This is a genomic window from Pseudomonas sp. PAMC25584 (assembly GCF_058135675.1).
Genome location: NZ_CM176870.1, coordinates 2,541,783 through 2,558,674, shown reverse-complemented (window position 1 = coordinate 2,558,674; position 16,892 = coordinate 2,541,783). Strand labels below are relative to the sequence as shown.

The following is a 16,892-nucleotide window of genomic DNA, read 5'->3' as shown; positions in this document are numbered from 1 at the left end:
TTCGTTTTTTCGGTAATGGCGGCGGCTGAGTGCATATCCGTTTTTTTGGTAACGGCGGCGGCTGAGTACATATCCGTTTTTTTGGTAACGGCGGCGGCTGAGTACATATCCGTTTTTTTGGTAACGGCGGCGGCTGAGTACATATCCGTTTTTTTGGTAACGGCGGCGGCTGAGTACATATCCGTTTTTTTGGTAACGGCGGCGGCTGAGTACATATCCGTTTTTTTGGTAACGGCGGCGGCTGAGTACATATCCGTTTTTTTGGTAACGGCGGCGGCTGAGTACATATCCGTTTTTTTGGTAACGGCGGCGGCTGAGTACATATCCGTTTTTTTGGTAACGGCGGCGGCTGAGTACATATCCGTTTTTTTGGTAACGGCTGCTATTGGTTCCGCTCTTACAGCGGGTCACTTTGGAAAAGCCCCAAAGTAACCAAAGGGCTCTTGCCCCACCACTCGGCACCTCGCCTAGGCTCGGTGTGCCCGAACGCAGGCATTACTCCGCGGGCCGCCGTCACGGGCCATCCTTGGCCCGGGACGGCTAAACCGGCATCCCTGCCGGTTTACCCGCTGCGTAATACCTGCGTTCGGCCAGCGTGGTTTTACGGGGCGCCTAAGATCAAGAGCAAGAGCAAGAGCAAGAGCAAGAGCCAGAGCCAGAGCCAGAGCCAGAGCCAGAGCCAGAGCCAGAGCCAGAGCCAGAGCAGAATGAGGTCTATCTGATCCATGGAGATCAAAATGTGGGAGGGGGCTTGCCCCCGATAGCGGTGGATCAGTCATGCATGTAGTGACTGACACACTGCCATCGGGGGCAAGCCCCCTCCCACATTTTTGACCGGGTTCGGCTTCCAGGATCAGGTCGGCTATAAGGCCGCCTCGCTTTGGCTTTGGCTTTGGCTTTTGATCTTAGGCGCCCCGTAAAACCACGCTGGCCGAACGCAGGCTTGAATCCGTGGGTAACCCGGCAGGACGCCGGGTTAGCCGTCCTGGGCCAAGGATGGCCCATGACGGCGGCCCACGGATTCAAGCCGGAGTGAGGGCATGCCGAGCCTAGGCGAGGCACCGAGTGGTGGGGCAAGAGCCCTTTTGGTTACTTTTGGGGCTCTTTTCCAAAAGTGACCCGCTGTAAGAGCGGAACCAATAGCCGCCGTTACCGCAGAAATGAGAGTGTCAGATTTTTTGTGTGCGGGCCGTTAACGGCCTGCCGTTAGGTAGGCCTTAGTTTTACCAGGTCGGCCTGATAAATCGATCTCCATACAAGATCGCAAATTGATTCATCGCACTCTTCCAGTCGTGTGCCGGCTTGCCCCAGTTTGCGGTGATATTGCGTAAGCCCAACCAGATTAGCTTCGTCGCGGCATCGTCCGTTGGGAAATGGCCTCTGGTCTTGATGATCTTGCGCAACTGAGCGTTGATACTCTCGATGGCGTTCGTTGTGTAGATCACTTTACGTATGGCCGGGGGAAACACGAAGAAGGGGATAACTCGATCCCACGCACGCTTCCAGGCCTTTGCGACCGTTGGATATTGCTTGCCCCAAGGGCCGGTTTCGAAGGCTAACAGCGCTTGTTCAGCGGCGTCAGCGTTGAGTGCCTGATAGATCGGCTTCAACGCTTTCGCCAGCTCGCGGCGCTTATCCCAAGGCGCGTAATCAAGACTGTTACGGATCAAATGCACAATGCAGGTCTGCAACGTCGTCTCGGGAAATACCGCGCTCAGCGCTTCAGGCATACCTTTGAGGCCATCAGTTACTGCGATCAAGACGTCCTCGACACCTCGGGTTTTGAGGTCGTTGAAGACCTTCATCCAAAACTTCGCACCTTCGGTTGTTTCAATCCAAATGCCCAAGATGTCTCGGGTTCCATCCGGCAAGACACCCAGCGCCAGGTAGATTGCCTTGTTGCGAACCAAACCTTCGTCGCGAATTTTGACTCGCAACGCATCGAAGAAAATCACCGGATACATCGGCTCAAGCGGTCGTTGTTGCCAGGCAGTGACTTCGTCTAAAACCGCATCGGTCACTGAACTGATGAAATCGTGAGAGACCTCTGTTCCGTACTGTTCGGATAAAAATGCACGGATCTCACGGACCGTCATGCCTCGGGCATACATCGCAATGATCTTGTCATCAAAGCCCGTAAAGCGGCGTTCGTGTTTTGGGATCAGGATCGGCGCAAAACTTCCATCGCGATCTCTGGGAATGTCCAGGCGAAGCGGGCCGTCATCGGTGAGCACCGTTTTGCCGCTCTTGCCGTTGCGCTGGTTACTCGACTCCTCAGGGCGCTCCGCGCCCTGAGGATAGCCAAGGTGGTGACCCAGTTCGGCACCAAGGGCTCGCTCGATCAGCGCCTTTTTGAACGCCATCGACGCATCCTGAATGGCTTCGGCACTCATCGGACCGCTGACGAACTGGTCGATCAGCTCTTTGGGAATGGTTGGAAGATCACGCGGGGCCTCACGGGCCGGTTTCTTTTTGGTCGGCATATATGCACCTCTTCTGCAATGTTATGCCCGAACACAAAATTTATGACAGTCCCGTTTTTTTGGTAACGGCGGCTTATGGTTCCGCTCTTACAGCGGGTCACTTTGGAAAAGCCCCAAAGTAACCAAAGGGCTCTTGCCCCACCACTCGGCACCTCGCCTAGGCTCGGTGTGCCCGAACGCAGGCTTGAATCCGTGGGCCGCCGTCATGGGCCATCCTTGGCCCAGGACGGCTAACCCGGCGTCCTGCCGGGTTACCCACGGATTCAAGCCTGCGTTCGGCCAGCGTGGTTTTACGGGGCGCCTAAGATCAAGATCAAAAGCCAGAGCAAGAGCAAGAGCAAGAGCAAGAGCAAGAGCAAGAGCAAGAGCAAGAGCAAGAGCAAGAGCAAGAGCAAGAGCAAGAGCAAGAGCAAGAGCAAGAGCAAGAGCAAGAGCAAGAGCAAGAGCAAGAGCAAGAGCAAGAGCAAGAGCAAGAGCAAGAGCAAGAGCAAGAGCAAGAGCAAGAGCAAGAGCAAGAGCAAGAGCAAAGCAGAATGAGGTCTATCTGATCCATGGAGATCAAAATGTGGGAGGGGGCTTGCCCCCGATAGCGGTGGATCAGTCATGCATGTATTGGCTGACACACTGCTATCGGGGGCAAGCCCCCTCCCACATTTCTGACCGAGTTAGGCTTCCAGGATCAGGTAGGCTATAAGGCCGCCTTGCTTTGCTTTGCTTTGGCTTTTGATCTGGGGCGCCCCGTAAACCACGCTGGCCGAACGCAGGCGAGGTGCCGAGTGGTGGGGCAAAGACCTTTTGGTTACTTTTGGGGCGTTTGCCAAAAGTGACCCACTGTAAGAGCGGAACCAATAGCCGCCGTTACCTAAATAACGGATATGCACACCGTATCCCCCCCTTAAACCTTAAACCGCGCCACCGTCTGATGCAGCTCCCCCGCCATCCCCGCCAGATCATGCCCCGCCGTCTCGGTATGCAAAGCTCCCTGCAACACCTGCTGCGACAGGTTTCGAATCCCCACCAGGTTGCGATCCACTTCCCGCGCCACCAGTGCCTGTTCTTCGGTGGCGCTGGCAATCATCAAATTGCGCTCATTGATCTGCGAAATCGACCGGGTGATTTCATCCAGCGCCTCCCCCGAACGCTGCGCTACGCCCAAGGTCGTCTGCACCCGCTCGCTGCTGTCGTGCATCGCGGCCACGGCGTGTTCGGTGTCCTGGCGGATGTTGCCGATCATCTGCTCGATCTCCTGGGTCGAGGTCTGAGTACGATGGGCCAGTGCGCGCACTTCATCGGCGACCACCGCAAAACCGCGCCCGGCATCGCCGGCCCGGGCCGCTTCGATCGCGGCGTTGAGGGCCAGCAGGTTGGTCTGGTCAGCGATGCTGCGGATCACGTCCAGCACGCCGCTGATGTCTTGCACGCGGCCGGCGAGTTGCTGGATACGTTCGGAGGTTTCCACCACGCCGGTGGCCAGGGTGTTGATCGAGGCCACGGTTTCCTGCACCTGCGCCCGCCCAAGCTGGGCGGTCTGTTCCGACAGGCGCGAGGCTTCGCTGGTGCTCACGGCGTTGCGCGCCACTTCGTCGACGGCGGCAGTCATTTCATTCACCGCCGTGGCGGCCTGTTCGATTTCCTGGCCCTGCAACTGCAGGCTGCTGCTGGTCTGGCTGCTGACCGCACTCAACTCTTCCGACGAGCTGGCCACGCCATCCACCGAGGCGGCGATCTGCCGGACCATCTGGTTAAGACTCTGCTGCATCCGGTGCAGGTTGCGCATCACGCTGCCGTCGGCACTGTTGCCCAGCGGCACGTCGATGGTCAGGTCGCCCTGGGCGATATGGTTGAGCACCCGCGCCACCTCGTCCGGCTCGCCGCCCAAAGGTCGGGTGACGCTGCGCGTGACGATCACGGCGGCCGCCACGACCAGGGTCACGCACAGCAGCAACAGCCCGATCATCGTGCGGCGCGCATCGTCGTAGAGGATTTGCGCAGCTTGCTCGCGCTCGACAAACAGCCGGCCCTGCATAGCCATCAACGCATCGAGGCTCTTGAACACGTCAAGTTCGGCCGGCACTACCTGCTGTTTGAGCTGGGCCAGGCCCTGCTCGCGGGCGCCCTGCTTGATCAGCGCCTGCACCTGGGTAAAGGCCGCGACGTAGGTTTCCCGATGGGTTTTCAACGCGGCATACGCCGCCTTGCCTTCGGCGGTATCGAACAGCGGCTCGAGGGTGGCGAACGCCTGGGTAATGCGCTGCCGGGTGGTGCCGATGGCCTCCTGGGCCGGCTGGTTATCCTGGTCGATCAGCAGGTCGCGGGTGTTGCGCCCGTTATCGCGCACGCCGGTGGCGATCACCATGATCGGTGCGATTCTCGGCCAGTCCTGCTGCACGATCTGTTCGGATTGTTGCTTGAGGGTTGCCAGGTCGTGCAAGGCGTAAAACACCAAACCGACCAGAGCCAGCGGCGCAATCGCGAAGCCGATGACAATGCGTTGTGCCGTGGTTAACTGCGTCATTCTAAACATTCCTTGATGAATATCGGCCCGAAACGGGCAACATCTTTAAAAATCCTGGGAGGGCGATCGGTCACCCTCGTAATACAAAAGCCGGAAACAACTCGCGCATGCGCCCCCATAACTCCGGCAACGCCATCTGTGCCGGAGCAATCGGCAGTTGCTCATCGAGCATGCTCGCCGTGCGTACCATCTGCACGGCGAAGCGCTTGACACCACTGGCTTGCAATCGCTGGGCCAGGCGTAACAGGCGCGTCGGGTCGATCAGGTGCCAATGCACCGTGGTGCGGCATTCGTAGTCCACGCCACTGGCCAACAAGGTCTCCAAACTGCGCCAATTGGCGGCGCCGCTGCCTTTGACCTGGGTGATCATTTGATAGTCCTCGACCAGGGCCTTCACATCGAAACCCACCCAGTCAGCATGGCGCAGCGCGTTGGCAAAGCCTGCCGGCTTGATCCCCGCGCTGTGCAGGCCCACGCGAAAGCCCATGGCGCGCACTTCGTCCATCGCCGCCGGCAAGCCTTCCTGCAGGGTCGGCTCACCGCCGCTGAACACCACCGCGTCCAACAGGTCCTGGCGGCGCTGCAAAAACAGCAGAACCCGGCGCCAATCGATCTCTGCGCTTCCGCGCGGTGTGATCAGGTCCGGGTTATGGCAATAACGACAGCGCCAGGCGCAGCCCTGGCAGAACAGCACGCAGGCGAGCATGCCAGGGTAGTCGAGGGTGGTCAGGGGCACCATGCCCCCAACCCGTAGCATTCGACTCATTGGCGCCCGGCCGCACAAGCCGCTTCGGTAAAGTGAACACGCTCCTTGTGCTCGGACTGTTTGCCGGGGTTGAACGCGGACACCGGCCGGTGGTAACCCATCACCCGGGTCCAGACTTCGCAGCGCTGACGTTGTGGCTGGGATGTTTGCATGGTGAATCTCCTTGCGGGTTGAAAAACAGGTTCAGGACTGGGCAGCAAGCGCGAGGATTTCATCGCACTTGGGACAGAACTCGTGTTCGCCGGCGAGGTAGCCGTGCACCGGGCAGATCGAGAAGGTCGGGGTCACGGTCAGGTACGGCAGGCGGAAACGCCCCAGCGCTTTGCGCACCAATTGCTTGCAGGCCTGGGCCGAGGAAATCTGTTCGGCCATGTACAGGTGCAGCACGGTGCCGCCGGTGTATTTGCATTGCAGTTCGTCTTGCAGTTCGAGGGCTTCGAAGGGGTCTTGGGTAAAGCCCACCGGCAGTTGCGACGAGTTGGTGTAGTACGGCGCATCCACGCTGCCGGCTTGCAGAATGTCCGGGTAGCGCTTGCGGTCTTCCTTGGCGAAGCGGTAGGTGGTGCCTTCCGCCGGCGTGGCTTCGAGGTTGTAGAGGTGGCCGGTTTCTTCCTGAAAGCGCAGCAAGGTGGCGCGCACATGGTCAAGCAGGCGCAAGGCAAACGCGCGCCCTTCTTCGGTGTGCGTGCCCTGCGTGTCATCGGTGAAATTGCGCAGCATCTCGTGCATGCCGTTGAGGCCGATGGTGGAGAAGTGGTTGCGCAAGGTGCCCAGGTAACGCTTGGTGTACGGGTACAACCCGGCGTCCATATGGTGCTGGATCACCTTGCGCTTGACCTCCAGGCTTTCCATGGCCATTTCCATCAGGCTGTCCAGGCGTTGCAGCAAGCCGCTGGTGTCGCCCTTGAACAGGTAACCGAGGCGCGCGCAGTTGATCGTCACCACGCCCAGGGAGCCGGTCTGCTCCGCCGAACCGAACAGCCCGCCGCCACGCTTGAGCAACTCGCGCACGTCCAGTTGCAGGCGACAGCACATGGAGCGCACCTGGTTGGGCTGCATGTCGGAATTGAGGAAGTTCTGGAAATACGGCAAACCGTAGCGCGCCGTCATCTCGAACAAGCGGTCGGCGTTCTCGCTGTCCCAAGGGAAATCATGGGTGATGTTGTAGGTCGGAATCGGGAAGGTGAACACCCGCCCCTTGGCATCCCCGGCCTGCATCACTTCGATGTAGGCACGGTTGATCAGCTCCATTTCCGTTTGCAGGTCGCCATAGGCAAACGGCATTTCCTCACCACCGATCACCGGGATCTGCTCGCGCAAATCTTCCGGGCAGACCCAGTCGAAGGTCAGGTTGGTGAACGGCGTCTGCGTGCCCCAGCGCGACGGCACGTTGAGGTTGTAGATGAACTCCTGCACCGCCTGGCGCACCTCGGGGTAGCTCAACTGGTCCTTGCGCACGTAGGGCGCAAGATACGTATCGAACGAGCTGAACGCCTGGGCGCCGGCCCATTCGTTTTGCAAGGTGCCGAGGAAGTTGACCATCTGCCCCAGGGCACTGCTCAAATGCTTGGGCGGCCCTGCTTCCACGCGGCCCGGCACGCCATTGAGGCCTTCGTGCAACAACGAGCGCAGCGACCAACCGGCGCAGTAGCCGGCGAGCATGTCCAGGTCATGGATATGCAGATCCGCCTCACGGTGTGCGCGGCCGATCTGCTGGCTGTAGACCTCATCCAGCCAGTAATTGGCGGTGACCTTGCCCGACACGTTCAACACCAGCCCGCCCAGGGAATATCCCTGGTTGGCATTGGCCTGGACGCGCCAGTCTTCACGGTCGAGGTATTCGTTCATCGAGGTGGCGACTTCCACCAGGGTCTTGCGATCGCGGCGCAGGCGGCCGTGCTGTTCGCGGTAGACGATATAAGCGCGCATCGACAGGAAGTACCCGGCATCCATCAACACCCGCTCGACGCTGTCCTGGATCTGCTCCACGTCCAGCCGTTCGATGCCGCGCAGCCGCGCCAATACCGCGCCGAGCAACAGGTCGACCTCGGCTTCCTGATACTCGCCGGTAGCATTGCCGGCGGCGATCAGCGCCTGACGGATTTTTTCGGCGTCGAACGCAACGAGGCTGCCGTCGCGTTTGTGCAGGCGGTTACTGACCAGCGGGCTGAGCATGCTTTGCATTGGAAGGCTCCAGACACTACATATAGATTTAATAAATCTTTAAAACACAATATGCAGTGATATTACGGTCAAGCGTTTGGGCTGCCATTGATCAGGGTCAAGTCTGAATGAAGATCAAAATGTGGGAGGGGGCTTGCTCCCGATAGCGGTGTATCAGTCATGCATGTATTGACTGACACACCGCTATCGGGAGCAAGTCGAATCGTCGCACCGCCCCTCCCACAGTCAACCGCCGCTCATATTCATGAAGCGCACCACCTGCACCTCGCCTGCCCCGGTGAAATCATGGCGCAGCGGCTTGCCCCTCAACCCCTTGTGCAAGGCCTCGATCAACGGCCCATCGTCCAACGGATAACGCCGCAGCAAAGCGCGCAAGTCCACCGCGTTGTCCTGCCCCAGGCACAGCAGCAACTGCCCTTCGACGGTCATGCGCACGCGGTTGCAACTGCCGCAGAAGTTATGGGAGTTGGGTGAGATAAAGCCGATGCGCGTCCCCGGATGCCGTGCCAGGCGCACATAGCGCGCCGGGCCGCCGCTGTTTTCGGTGCTGTCGAGCACGGCATGGTGACGCGCGATCACGGCGCGCACTTCATCACTGGCACAGAACGTCTCGCCGCGTGAACGGCCCACGTCGCCCAGGGGCATTTCCTCGATAAAGCTGATGTCGATGCCTTGGTCGATCGCGTACTGCACCAGCGCGGGCACTTCATCGAAGTTGCGCCCTTTCATCACCACGCAATTGAGCTTGACCCGCTCGAACCCGGCCTCTCGCGCCGCCTCGATACCGTCCAGCACCTGGCGCAGATCGCCGTTGCGGGTGATCGCGCGAAAGCGCTGCGCATCGAGGCTGTCGAGGCTGATGTTCATGCGCTTGACCCCGGCGTCCACCAGCGGCTGCGCGAGGCGTGCCAACTGCGAGCCGTTGCTGGTCATCACCAGTTCGCGCAAGCCCGGCAGCGCCGCGATGTTGCGGCACAACCCGACAATGCCCGGACGAATCAACGGCTCGCCGCCGGTCAGGCGGATCTTGCGCACGCCCTGGCCGACGAACAGCGCGGCCAGGCGTTCCAGCTCTTCCAGGGTCAGCACCTGCTGGCGCGGCAGGAACGTCATGTTTTTCGCCATGCAGTACACACAGCGGAAATCACAACGGTCGGTCACCGACAAGCGCAGGTAATTGATCGAACGGCCTACCCCATCCACCAGGCTCATGTCACTGCACCAGCGGCGAGTCGGCGCCCTGCAGCGCGATGCCACGAATGTCCGCCGCGCCAATCAGGGTTTGCAGGTACTGCACCAATGCCTTTTGCCACACACCTTGCTGCAACTGGGTGCGGATCGCCACCGCCACCGCCTCATACGGCAGCGGTTGGCCTTCGATGCGCTGATCGACATTGATCACATGCCAGCCGTAACGGCTTTCCAGCGGCTTACCGGCCAGGCCCGGCGCCAGGGTAAACAGCTGACGCTCCAGCTCGGGCACGGTCTGGCCCTTGCTCACCTGGCCCAACGAACCGCCCTGGGCTTTGGACGGGCACGCCGAATACTGCAGGGCCAGCTCGGCAAAGTGGCCGGGCTGGTCTTTCAGGTTCAGCAGCAGGGCTTCCGCCTGGGTGTGCGCCAAATGGCGCGCCTCGGCGTCGTCCGGCGCGCATTCGAGCAGAATGTGCCGCACCGCCAGCAACGGCGCGCTGTGAAAGCGCCCGCGATTGTTCTCGAAGTAACGCACACAGGTGGCCTCGTCGCACTCGGGCACCTTGACCTCACGCTCCAGCAGCAAGCGCGTGGCGGCTTCTTCTTCGTTCTCGCCGGCGGCGATCTCCACCGCCAGGCCCAGCTCGGCGATCCGCTGCTGCAACAGCTCGCGGATCACCAGCGCACGGGCGGCCAGATACACCGCCTCTTCGCGGCTTTGCGCCGGGTGATATTGCAACTCCAGGGCCATGGCCTCCGGCGTGACGGGCACGCCGTTGACGCTGATGATCGGCCATTCCTGTTCACTGCTGGCGATCAGCTCAGGTGCCTTGAGTTCCTCGAACAGCGCCGGGGCCGCAACCTCGGCCACCACCGGTTCTTTGACCGACGAGCCGCAACCACCGCTGCCGCCTTTACCGCCACCACATCCGCATCCAGTTGTCATGACGTTCTCCTCAATACTTCTGCCGCACGATTTGATAACGACGCCCCAGGTACCAGATCGGCGCGCTGACCATATGCACCAAGCGGGTAAACGGGAACAGTACGAACAAGGTCAAGCCCAGCGCCACATGCGCCTTGTAGATCAGGCTGACCGGCTCGATCGAAGCCGCCGCGTCCAGCGGCCGCAACAGCACCACGTTCTGCGCCCAGTCGGCGAGCATCACCATCACCGAACCGTCCATATGCCCGGTGGACGCGACGATGGTCAGCAAGCCAAGCACCAACTGCGCGAGCAGCACCAGCAGGATCAGGATGTCCGACGGGCTCGATGTGGCGCGTACACGCGGGTCGCTCAGGCGGCGCTTGACCAGCATCAGCAAGCCCACCAGGCACAGCAGGCCGAAGACGCCGCCGGAGACCATCGCCAGCAACTGTTTGTTTTCAGTGCTGATCACATGGTGATAGACCGACGCCGGGGTCAGCAGGCCAACGAAGTGCCCGGCCAGCACGAACAGCACGCCGATGTGGAAGAAGTTGCTCGCCACGCGCATGCCACGGTTGTTGAGCATCTGGCTGGAGCCGGCCTTCCAGGTGTACTGCGACAGGTCGAACCGCGCCCAACTGCCCAGCAGGCAGATCGCCAGGGCGACATAGGGGTACACCCCGAAAACCAGCAAATTCCACTTAGACATTACCCACCTCCGCGGCTGGCACTGCGGCCTGCCCTTCTTGCTGAAAATCCACCCAGTGCAACGGCACCGCGCTTTCTTCGCGGGCTTTACCCGGCGCGCTGGGCATCGAGCTGCAACGGTCCTGTTGTTCGGCCTGCATAAAGTCCACCGCTTCCTCTTCCCAGATTTTGTCCAGGGCTTCGAGGGAGTCGTCACGCGGCTCGGCGGCGACCTGGGCGCGCAGCTCGGCCACGGCCTGGTGCGGCTCGGCGCCGGCGATCTGCAGCAACGCACGGAAGCAACTGGCATAGGCGCTCTCGCGCTCGTCCAGGCGTGCGGCGAGCAACGCCAGCAGGTGCGCCACATCCGCCAGGCCCTCGCGGGCCTCGATGTCTTCGCGGGTCGAGAGGAACTCCAGGTACAGCGGGATATAGTCCGGCAGCTCCTTAACGCCGATGGCAAACCCGGCCTCTTCGTACTGGGCCATCATGTCGACCATGGCCTGGCCACGGTCACGAGACTCGCCGTGGACGTGTTCGAACAGCAGCAACGACAGCGAACGCCCCCGGCCGAACAACGCGCCGTAGTGTTCCTGGCCATCCATCAGGTCATTGGCGCAGATCAGCTCGAGCAACTCGAACAGCGCGCCGCGCTGCTTGGGGCTGATTTCCCGCGACTCGATAATCGCCTGTTCCAGTTCGTCGCGGCCGTTCACCAGGGTGTCGGTGGGGTAGTCCAGCAGCAACGAAATCACTTTAAGAATGCGCATGGCTCAGTCCTCCCAGATCTGGACGGTTTTCAGCACGTCGCGGCGGTTGGCCTTCTTGGCGCCGAACATGTTGGTATCGGAACTGCCGCTGCAACCGCTGCCGAAGCTGAAACCACAGCCGGAGCGTTCGGCGAACGCATCGCTCATGGCGTCTTCACGGTGCGCGCTCGGCACCACAAAGCGGTCTTCGTAGTTGGCGATCGCCAGGTAGCGGTACATCTCTTCCACCTGTTCCACGCTCAGGCCGACGTCTTCGAGCACTTGCAGGTCCTGCACGCCGTCGACTTGCTGGGAGCGTTTGTAGGCACGCATCGCCAACAGGCGTTTGAGCGCACGCTTGACCGGTTTTTCATCGCCGGCGGTCAGCAGGTTGGCCAGGTAACGCAGCGGAATGCGCAGGCTGTCGACATCCGGGATCACCCCGTTCATGCCCACGGTGCCGGCGGCTGCGGCGTTCTGGATCGGCGACAGTGGCGGCACGTACCAGACCATCGGCAAGGTGCGGTATTCCGGGTGCAGCGGCAGTGCGAGTTTCCAATCGACGGCCATTTTGTACACCGGTGAGCGCTGCGCCGAGTCGATCACCGACTGCGGCACGCCATCGGCCAGGGCCTGGCGAATCACCGCCGGGTCATTCGGATCGAGGAAGATGTCCAGCTGTTTCTCGTACAGGTCCTGCTCGTTGGCGGTGCTCGCCACTTCGCTGATGCGGTCGGCGTCGTAGAGCAGCACGCCGAGGTAGCGAATCCGGCCGACGCAGGTTTCGGCACACACGGTAGGCATGCCGGCTTCGATGCGTGGGTAGCAGAAGATGCACTTCTCGGACTTGCCGCTCTTCCAATTGAAGTAGATCTTCTTGTACGGGCAGCCGCTGATGCACATGCGCCAGCCGCGGCACTTTTCCTGGTCGATCAGCACGATGCCGTCTTCTTCACGCTTGTAGATCGCGCCGCTCGGGCACGAGGCCGCGCACGCCGGGTTGAGGCAGTGCTCGCACAGGCGCGGCAGGTACATCATGAAGGTGTTTTCGTACTCGCCGTAAATGTCGGCCTGGATCTGGTCGAAGTTCTTGTCCTTGCGGCGCTTGGCGAACTCGGTGCCGAGGATTTCTTCCCAGTTCGGGCCCCACTCGATTTTCTGCATGCGCTTGCCGGACACCAGCGAACGCGGGCGCGCGGTCGGCTGGTGCTCGCCCAAAGGCGCGGTGTGCAGGTGCTGGTAGTCGAAGTCGAACGGCTCGTAGTAGTCGTCCAGGCTCGGCAGGTCAGGGTTGGCGAAGATGTTCGCCAACACGCGGAACTTGCCGCCGATGCGCGGGTTGATCGAGCCGTTGGCGTTGCGCACCCAGCCGCCCTTCCACTTGTCCTGGTTTTCCCATTCTTTGGGGTAACCGATGCCGGGCTTGGACTCGACGTTATTGAACCAGGCGTATTCCATGCCTTCACGGCTGGTCCAGACGTTTTTGCAGGTGATGGAACAGGTGTGGCAGCCGATGCATTTGTCCAGGTTCAGGACCATGCCGATCTGTGAGCGAATCTTCATCTCAGTTCTCCTCGATATCAGTCGGCAATGGGCGCGGCAAGTCATCGCCGGTGGAACCATCGAGCCAGTCGACCTTGGCCATTTTGCGCACCACGACAAACTCGTCGCGGTTGCAACCGACCGTGCCGTAGTAGTTGAAACCGTAGGCCTGCTGGGCATAGCCGCCGATCATGTGGGTCGGCTTGAGCACCACGCGGGTTACCGAGTTGTGGTGGCCGCCACGGGTCTTGGTGGTTTCCGAACCCGGCACGTTCACGATGCGTTCCTGGGCGTGGTACATCATCACCATGCCTTCCTTGACGCGCTGGCTGACCACCGCACGGGCGGTCAGTGCGCCGTTGACGTTGAAGCACTCGATCCAGTCGTTGTCCTCGATCCCGGCGCGCTTGGCGTCGATTTCCGAGAGCCACACAATCGGGCCGCCACGGCTCAGGGTGAGCATCAGCAGGTTGTCGCTGTAGGTGCTGTGGATGCCCCACTTCTGGTGCGGGGTGATCCAGTTCAGCACGATCTCGGTTTCGCCATTGCTGCGCTTGCCCTTCACACCTTCGATGGTCTTGGTGTTGACCGGTGGCCGGTAGCTCATCAACTGCTCGCCGAACGCCTGCATCCACGGGTGATCCTGGTAGAACTGCTGGCGGCCGGTGATGGTGCGCCATGGGATGTTTTCATGGACGTTGGTGTAGCCGGCGTTGTAGCTCACGTGTTCGTCTTCCAGGCCAGACCAGGTCGGGCTGGAGATGATCTTGCGCGGCTGCGCCTGGATATCGCGGAAGCGGATCGCTTCATGGGCCTTGGAGATCGCCAGGTGGCTGTGGTCGATGCCGGTGAATTCCGACAGCGCGGCCCAGGCTTTCAAGGCGACCTTGCCGTTGGTTTCCGGGGCCAGGGACAGGATCACCTCGGCGGCGTCGATAGCCGTGTCGATTTTCGGCCGACCATGGCTGATCCCGGCATCGTTTTCGTGATGGTTGAGTTCGCCGAGGAACTCGACTTCTTCATCGGTGTTCCAGTTGATGCCCTTGCCGCCGTTGCCGAGTTTTTCCAGCATCGGGCCCAGCGACGAGAACTGCTTGTAGATGTTCGGGTAGTCGCGTTCCACCACCGCAATGTTCGGCGCATTCTTGCCGGGCACCGGGGCCACGCGTGCGCTTTTCCAGTCGGTGCCGCCAAACGGCTGTGCCAGTTCGCCGACGCTGTCGTGCATCAGCGGTACGGTAACCAGGTCTTGTTCCACGCCCAAGTGGCCGACCGACATGGCCGAGAACGCCTTGGCAATGCCTTTGTAGATTTCCCAGTCGGAACGCGATTCCCACGCCGGGTCGATAGCCGCCGACAATGGGTGGATGAACGGGTGCATGTCCGAGGTGTTCATGTCGTCTTTTTCGTACCAGGTGGCGGTCGGCAAGACGATGTCGGAATACACGCAGGTGGAGGACATGCGGAAGTCCAAGGTGGTCACCAGGTCGAGCTTGCCGATGGCGCCGTCCTCGACCCATTCGGCCTCGGTCGGTTTGCACTCGGTGCTGTGGCCGATGTCTTCGTTCATCACGCCGTTCTTGGTGCCCAACAGGTACTTGAGCATGTACTCATGGCCCTTGCCCGACGAACCGAGCAGGTTGGAGCGCCAGATGAACATGTTGCGCGGGAAGTTCACCGGGCTGTCCGGCTGTTCGCAGGCAAAGCGCAGGCTGCCGTCCTGCCAGGACTTGACCACGTAGTCTTTCGGCGTCATGCCAGCGGCGGCCGCCTCACGGCAGATATGCAGCGGGTTGGTGTTGAGCTGCGGCGCGCTGGGCAACCAGCCGGCGCGTTCGGCGCGGATGTTGTAGTCCAGCGCGTGTTCGGGGAACTGCGACTTGTCGGCCAGTGGCGAGAGCACATCGTGCATGCTCATTTTCTCGTGGCGCCATTGCGAACTGTGGCCGTAGAAGAAGCTGGTGCCGTTCATCTGGCGCGGTGGGCGGTTCCAGTCGAGGCCGAAGGCCAGGGGCAGCCAGCCGCATTGCGGGCGCAGTTTTTCCTGGCCGACGTAGTGGGCCCAGCCGCCGCCGGTCTGGCCGACGCAACCGCAGAGCATGAGCATGTTGATCAGCCCACGGTAGTTCATGTCCATGTGGTACCAGTGATTCATCGCCGCGCCGACGATGATCATCGAGCGACCCTTGGTCTTGTCGGCGTTGTCGGCAAACTCACGGGCGATCTGGATGGCTTTCTCGCGGCTGACGCCGGTGATCGCTTCCTGCCACGCCGGGGTGCCCGGCACGCTGGCGTCGTCGTAGTCCTTGGCCACGTTGTGGCCGCCTAGGCCACGGTCGATGGCCAGGTTGGCCGCCGACAGGTCGAACACGGTCGCCACCTTGGCCACACTGCCGTCGGCCAGGGTCACGTTATGCACCGGCACGCGGCGGTACTGCACCGCCTCGCCGGCCACGTGCTGGAAATGCTCCTGGACTTCGCCGGCAAAATACGGGAACGCGACTTCGGCGACGTCGTCACCGATCAGGCTGAGTTTCAGGTCGATCGCACGGCCTTCACCGCCCTCTTTGGCGAGGATGTTCCACTTGCCCTTCTCGCCCCAGCGATAGCCGATGGAGCCTTGCGGCGAGACCAGTTCGCCGCTCTCGTCGAGGGCGATGGTTTTCCATTCCGGGTTGTTGTCCTGGCCGAGGTTGCCGGTGAGGTCCGAGGCGCGCAGGAAGCGGTCCGGCTGGTAGCCTGCACCCGGGGCGAAACCGGTCATGGGCTTGAGCATCACCAGCACCGGCAAGTCGGTGAAGCGCTTGGCGTAGTCGGTGAAGTAGGCGCTCGGCTTGTCCAGGTGAAATTCTTTGAAGATCACATGGTTGAAGGCCTGGGCCAGCGCGGCGTCGGTGCCCTGCTTGGGGTTGAGCCACAGGTCGGTGAGCTTGGCCACTTCCGAATAGTCGGGGGTGATCGCCACGGTCTTGGTGCCCTTGTAGCGCACCTCGGTGAAGAAGTGCGCGTCCGGGGTACGGGTCTGCGGAACGTTCGAACCCCAGGCGATGATGTAGTTGGAGTTGTACCAGTCGGCCGATTCCGGCACGTCGGTCTGCTCGCCCCACACCATCGGCGAGGCCGGTGGCAGGTCGCAGTACCAGTCGTAGAAGCTCAGGCACACACCGCCGATCAGCGACAGGTAACGCGAACCCGCCGCGTAGCTGACCATGGACATGGCCGGGATCGGCGAGAAGCCGACGATGCGGTCCGGGCCGTATTGCTTGATGGTGTAGACGTTGGAGGCGGCGATGATTTCATTCACCTCCTCCCAGTTCGAGCGAATGAAACCGCCCATGCCGCGCTTGCTCTTGTAGGCGTCGGCCTTGGCCTTGTCCTCGACAATGCTCGCCCAGGCTTCCACCGGCGCCAGGGTCTGGCGCGCTTCACGCCACAACTTGAGCAGCGGCTTGCGGATCTTCGGGTACTTGAGCCGGTTGGCACTATAGATGTACCAGCTGTAGCTCGCACCACGCGGGCAGCCACGAGGTTCGTGGTTGGGCAGGTCGTTGCGGGTGCGCGGGTAGTCGGTCTGCTGGGTTTCCCAGGTAATCAGGCCGTTCTTCACGTAGATCTTCCACGAGCAGGAGCCGGTGCAGTTCACGCCGTGGGTGGAACGCACGATCTTGTCGTACTGCCAGCGCGAACGGTAGACGTTTTCCCAGTCACGGGACTCTTTGCGAGTCTCACCGTGGCCGTCGGAGAATTCGTTTTGTTTGCGGTTGAAGAACCGCAGTTGATCCAATAAGTGACTCATGGTGCTTTCCTCATCAGGCGTGCTGCGGGGTGCGTTGCCCCGCGAATT

12 protein-coding genes are annotated in these 16,892 nt (G+C 61.2%); 1 reads left to right on the top strand and 11 read right to left on the bottom strand.

The window, feature by feature from the left end:
* Positions 1 to 15: 15 nt before the first annotated feature.
* The gene (locus ACS5Q8_RS11900; RefSeq protein WP_465160223.1) at positions 16 to 432 is read left to right on the top strand and encodes a hypothetical protein; all 417 of its coding nucleotides are present in this window, start codon (positions 16 to 18) and stop codon (positions 430 to 432) included.
* Between the two features lie 791 nt (positions 433 to 1,223).
* On the opposite strand, the gene ACS5Q8_RS11895 is transcribed toward ACS5Q8_RS11900, so the two are convergent.
* From ACS5Q8_RS11895 to ACS5Q8_RS11845, 11 genes are all read right to left on the bottom strand, one after another.
* Positions 1,224 to 2,483, bottom strand: coding sequence for an IS256 family transposase (locus ACS5Q8_RS11895; RefSeq protein ID WP_276194114.1), 1,260 nt, complete (start codon positions 2,481 to 2,483; stop codon positions 1,224 to 1,226).
* 895 nt (positions 2,484 to 3,378) lie between these two features.
* Positions 3,379 to 4,998, bottom strand: coding sequence for a methyl-accepting chemotaxis protein (locus ACS5Q8_RS11890; protein WP_276193406.1), 1,620 nt, complete (start codon positions 4,996 to 4,998; stop codon positions 3,379 to 3,381).
* 70 nt (positions 4,999 to 5,068) lie between these two features.
* Positions 5,069 to 5,764 (bottom strand): anaerobic ribonucleoside-triphosphate reductase activating protein, encoded by a 696-nt coding sequence (locus ACS5Q8_RS11885; RefSeq protein WP_276193407.1) that lies wholly within the window; start codon positions 5,762 to 5,764, stop codon positions 5,069 to 5,071.
* Positions 5,761 to 5,916, bottom strand: coding sequence for an anaerobic ribonucleoside-triphosphate reductase (gene nrdD / locus ACS5Q8_RS11880; protein WP_017849317.1), 156 nt, complete (start codon positions 5,914 to 5,916; stop codon positions 5,761 to 5,763). Before nrdD ends, ACS5Q8_RS11885 begins: the two co-directional genes overlap by 4 nt.
* A 31-nt stretch (positions 5,917 to 5,947) precedes the next feature.
* Positions 5,948 to 7,948, bottom strand: a complete 2,001-nt coding sequence (locus ACS5Q8_RS11875; RefSeq protein WP_465160222.1) for a ribonucleoside triphosphate reductase — start codon at positions 7,946 to 7,948, stop codon at positions 5,948 to 5,950.
* Positions 7,949 to 8,173: 225 nt separating this feature from the next.
* Positions 8,174 to 9,160, bottom strand: coding sequence for a GTP 3',8-cyclase MoaA (moaA, locus tag ACS5Q8_RS11870; RefSeq protein ID WP_276193409.1), 987 nt, complete (start codon positions 9,158 to 9,160; stop codon positions 8,174 to 8,176).
* A 1-nt stretch (position 9,161) separates the two neighbouring features.
* Positions 9,162 to 10,088: a peptidylprolyl isomerase gene (locus tag ACS5Q8_RS11865; protein ID WP_276193410.1), complete on the bottom strand. Its 927-nt coding sequence runs from the start codon at positions 10,086 to 10,088 to the stop codon at positions 9,162 to 9,164.
* Positions 10,089 to 10,098: 10 nt separating this feature from the next.
* Positions 10,099 to 10,779, bottom strand: a complete 681-nt coding sequence (narI, locus tag ACS5Q8_RS11860) for a respiratory nitrate reductase subunit gamma (protein ID WP_443698211.1) — start codon at positions 10,777 to 10,779, stop codon at positions 10,099 to 10,101.
* Positions 10,772 to 11,527, bottom strand: a complete 756-nt coding sequence (narJ, locus tag ACS5Q8_RS11855; protein ID WP_276193411.1) for a nitrate reductase molybdenum cofactor assembly chaperone — start codon at positions 11,525 to 11,527, stop codon at positions 10,772 to 10,774. Before narJ ends, narI begins: the two co-directional genes overlap by 8 nt.
* A 3-nt stretch (positions 11,528 to 11,530) precedes the next feature.
* The gene (gene narH, locus ACS5Q8_RS11850) at positions 11,531 to 13,069 is read right to left on the bottom strand and encodes a nitrate reductase subunit beta (RefSeq protein ID WP_426101746.1); all 1,539 of its coding nucleotides are present in this window, start codon (positions 13,067 to 13,069) and stop codon (positions 11,531 to 11,533) included.
* Between the two features lies 1 nt (position 13,070).
* Positions 13,071 to 16,844 carry a nitrate reductase subunit alpha gene (locus ACS5Q8_RS11845; protein ID WP_465160221.1) on the bottom strand — a complete coding sequence of 1,258 codons (3,774 nt, stop codon included), beginning with the start codon at positions 16,842 to 16,844 and terminating at the stop codon, positions 13,071 to 13,073.
* Positions 16,845 to 16,892 lie beyond the last annotated feature (48 nt).

Excerpts from the sequence above, each read along its gene's own strand:
- ACS5Q8_RS11900 (WP_465160223.1), top strand. The coding sequence starts at position 16 with ATGGCGGCGGCTGAGTGCATATCCGTTTTTTTGGTAACGGCGGCGGCT.
- ACS5Q8_RS11895 (WP_276194114.1), bottom strand. The coding sequence starts at position 2,483 with ATGCCGACCAAAAAGAAACCGGCCCGTGAGGCCCCGCGTGATCTTCCA.
- ACS5Q8_RS11890 (WP_276193406.1), bottom strand. The coding sequence starts at position 4,998 with ATGACGCAGTTAACCACGGCACAACGCATTGTCATCGGCTTCGCGATT.
- ACS5Q8_RS11885 (WP_276193407.1), bottom strand. The coding sequence starts at position 5,764 with ATGAGTCGAATGCTACGGGTTGGGGGCATGGTGCCCCTGACCACCCTC.
- nrdD (WP_017849317.1), bottom strand. The coding sequence starts at position 5,916 with ATGCAAACATCCCAGCCACAACGTCAGCGCTGCGAAGTCTGGACCCGG.
- ACS5Q8_RS11875 (WP_465160222.1), bottom strand. The coding sequence starts at position 7,948 with ATGCAAAGCATGCTCAGCCCGCTGGTCAGTAACCGCCTGCACAAACGC.
- moaA (WP_276193409.1), bottom strand. The coding sequence starts at position 9,160 with ATGAGCCTGGTGGATGGGGTAGGCCGTTCGATCAATTACCTGCGCTTG.
- ACS5Q8_RS11865 (WP_276193410.1), bottom strand. The coding sequence starts at position 10,088 with ATGACAACTGGATGCGGATGTGGTGGCGGTAAAGGCGGCAGCGGTGGT.
- narI (WP_443698211.1), bottom strand. The coding sequence starts at position 10,779 with ATGTCTAAGTGGAATTTGCTGGTTTTCGGGGTGTACCCCTATGTCGCC.
- narJ (WP_276193411.1), bottom strand. The coding sequence starts at position 11,527 with ATGCGCATTCTTAAAGTGATTTCGTTGCTGCTGGACTACCCCACCGAC.
- narH (WP_426101746.1), bottom strand. The coding sequence starts at position 13,069 with ATGAAGATTCGCTCACAGATCGGCATGGTCCTGAACCTGGACAAATGC.
- ACS5Q8_RS11845 (WP_465160221.1), bottom strand. The coding sequence starts at position 16,844 with ATGAGTCACTTATTGGATCAACTGCGGTTCTTCAACCGCAAACAAAAC.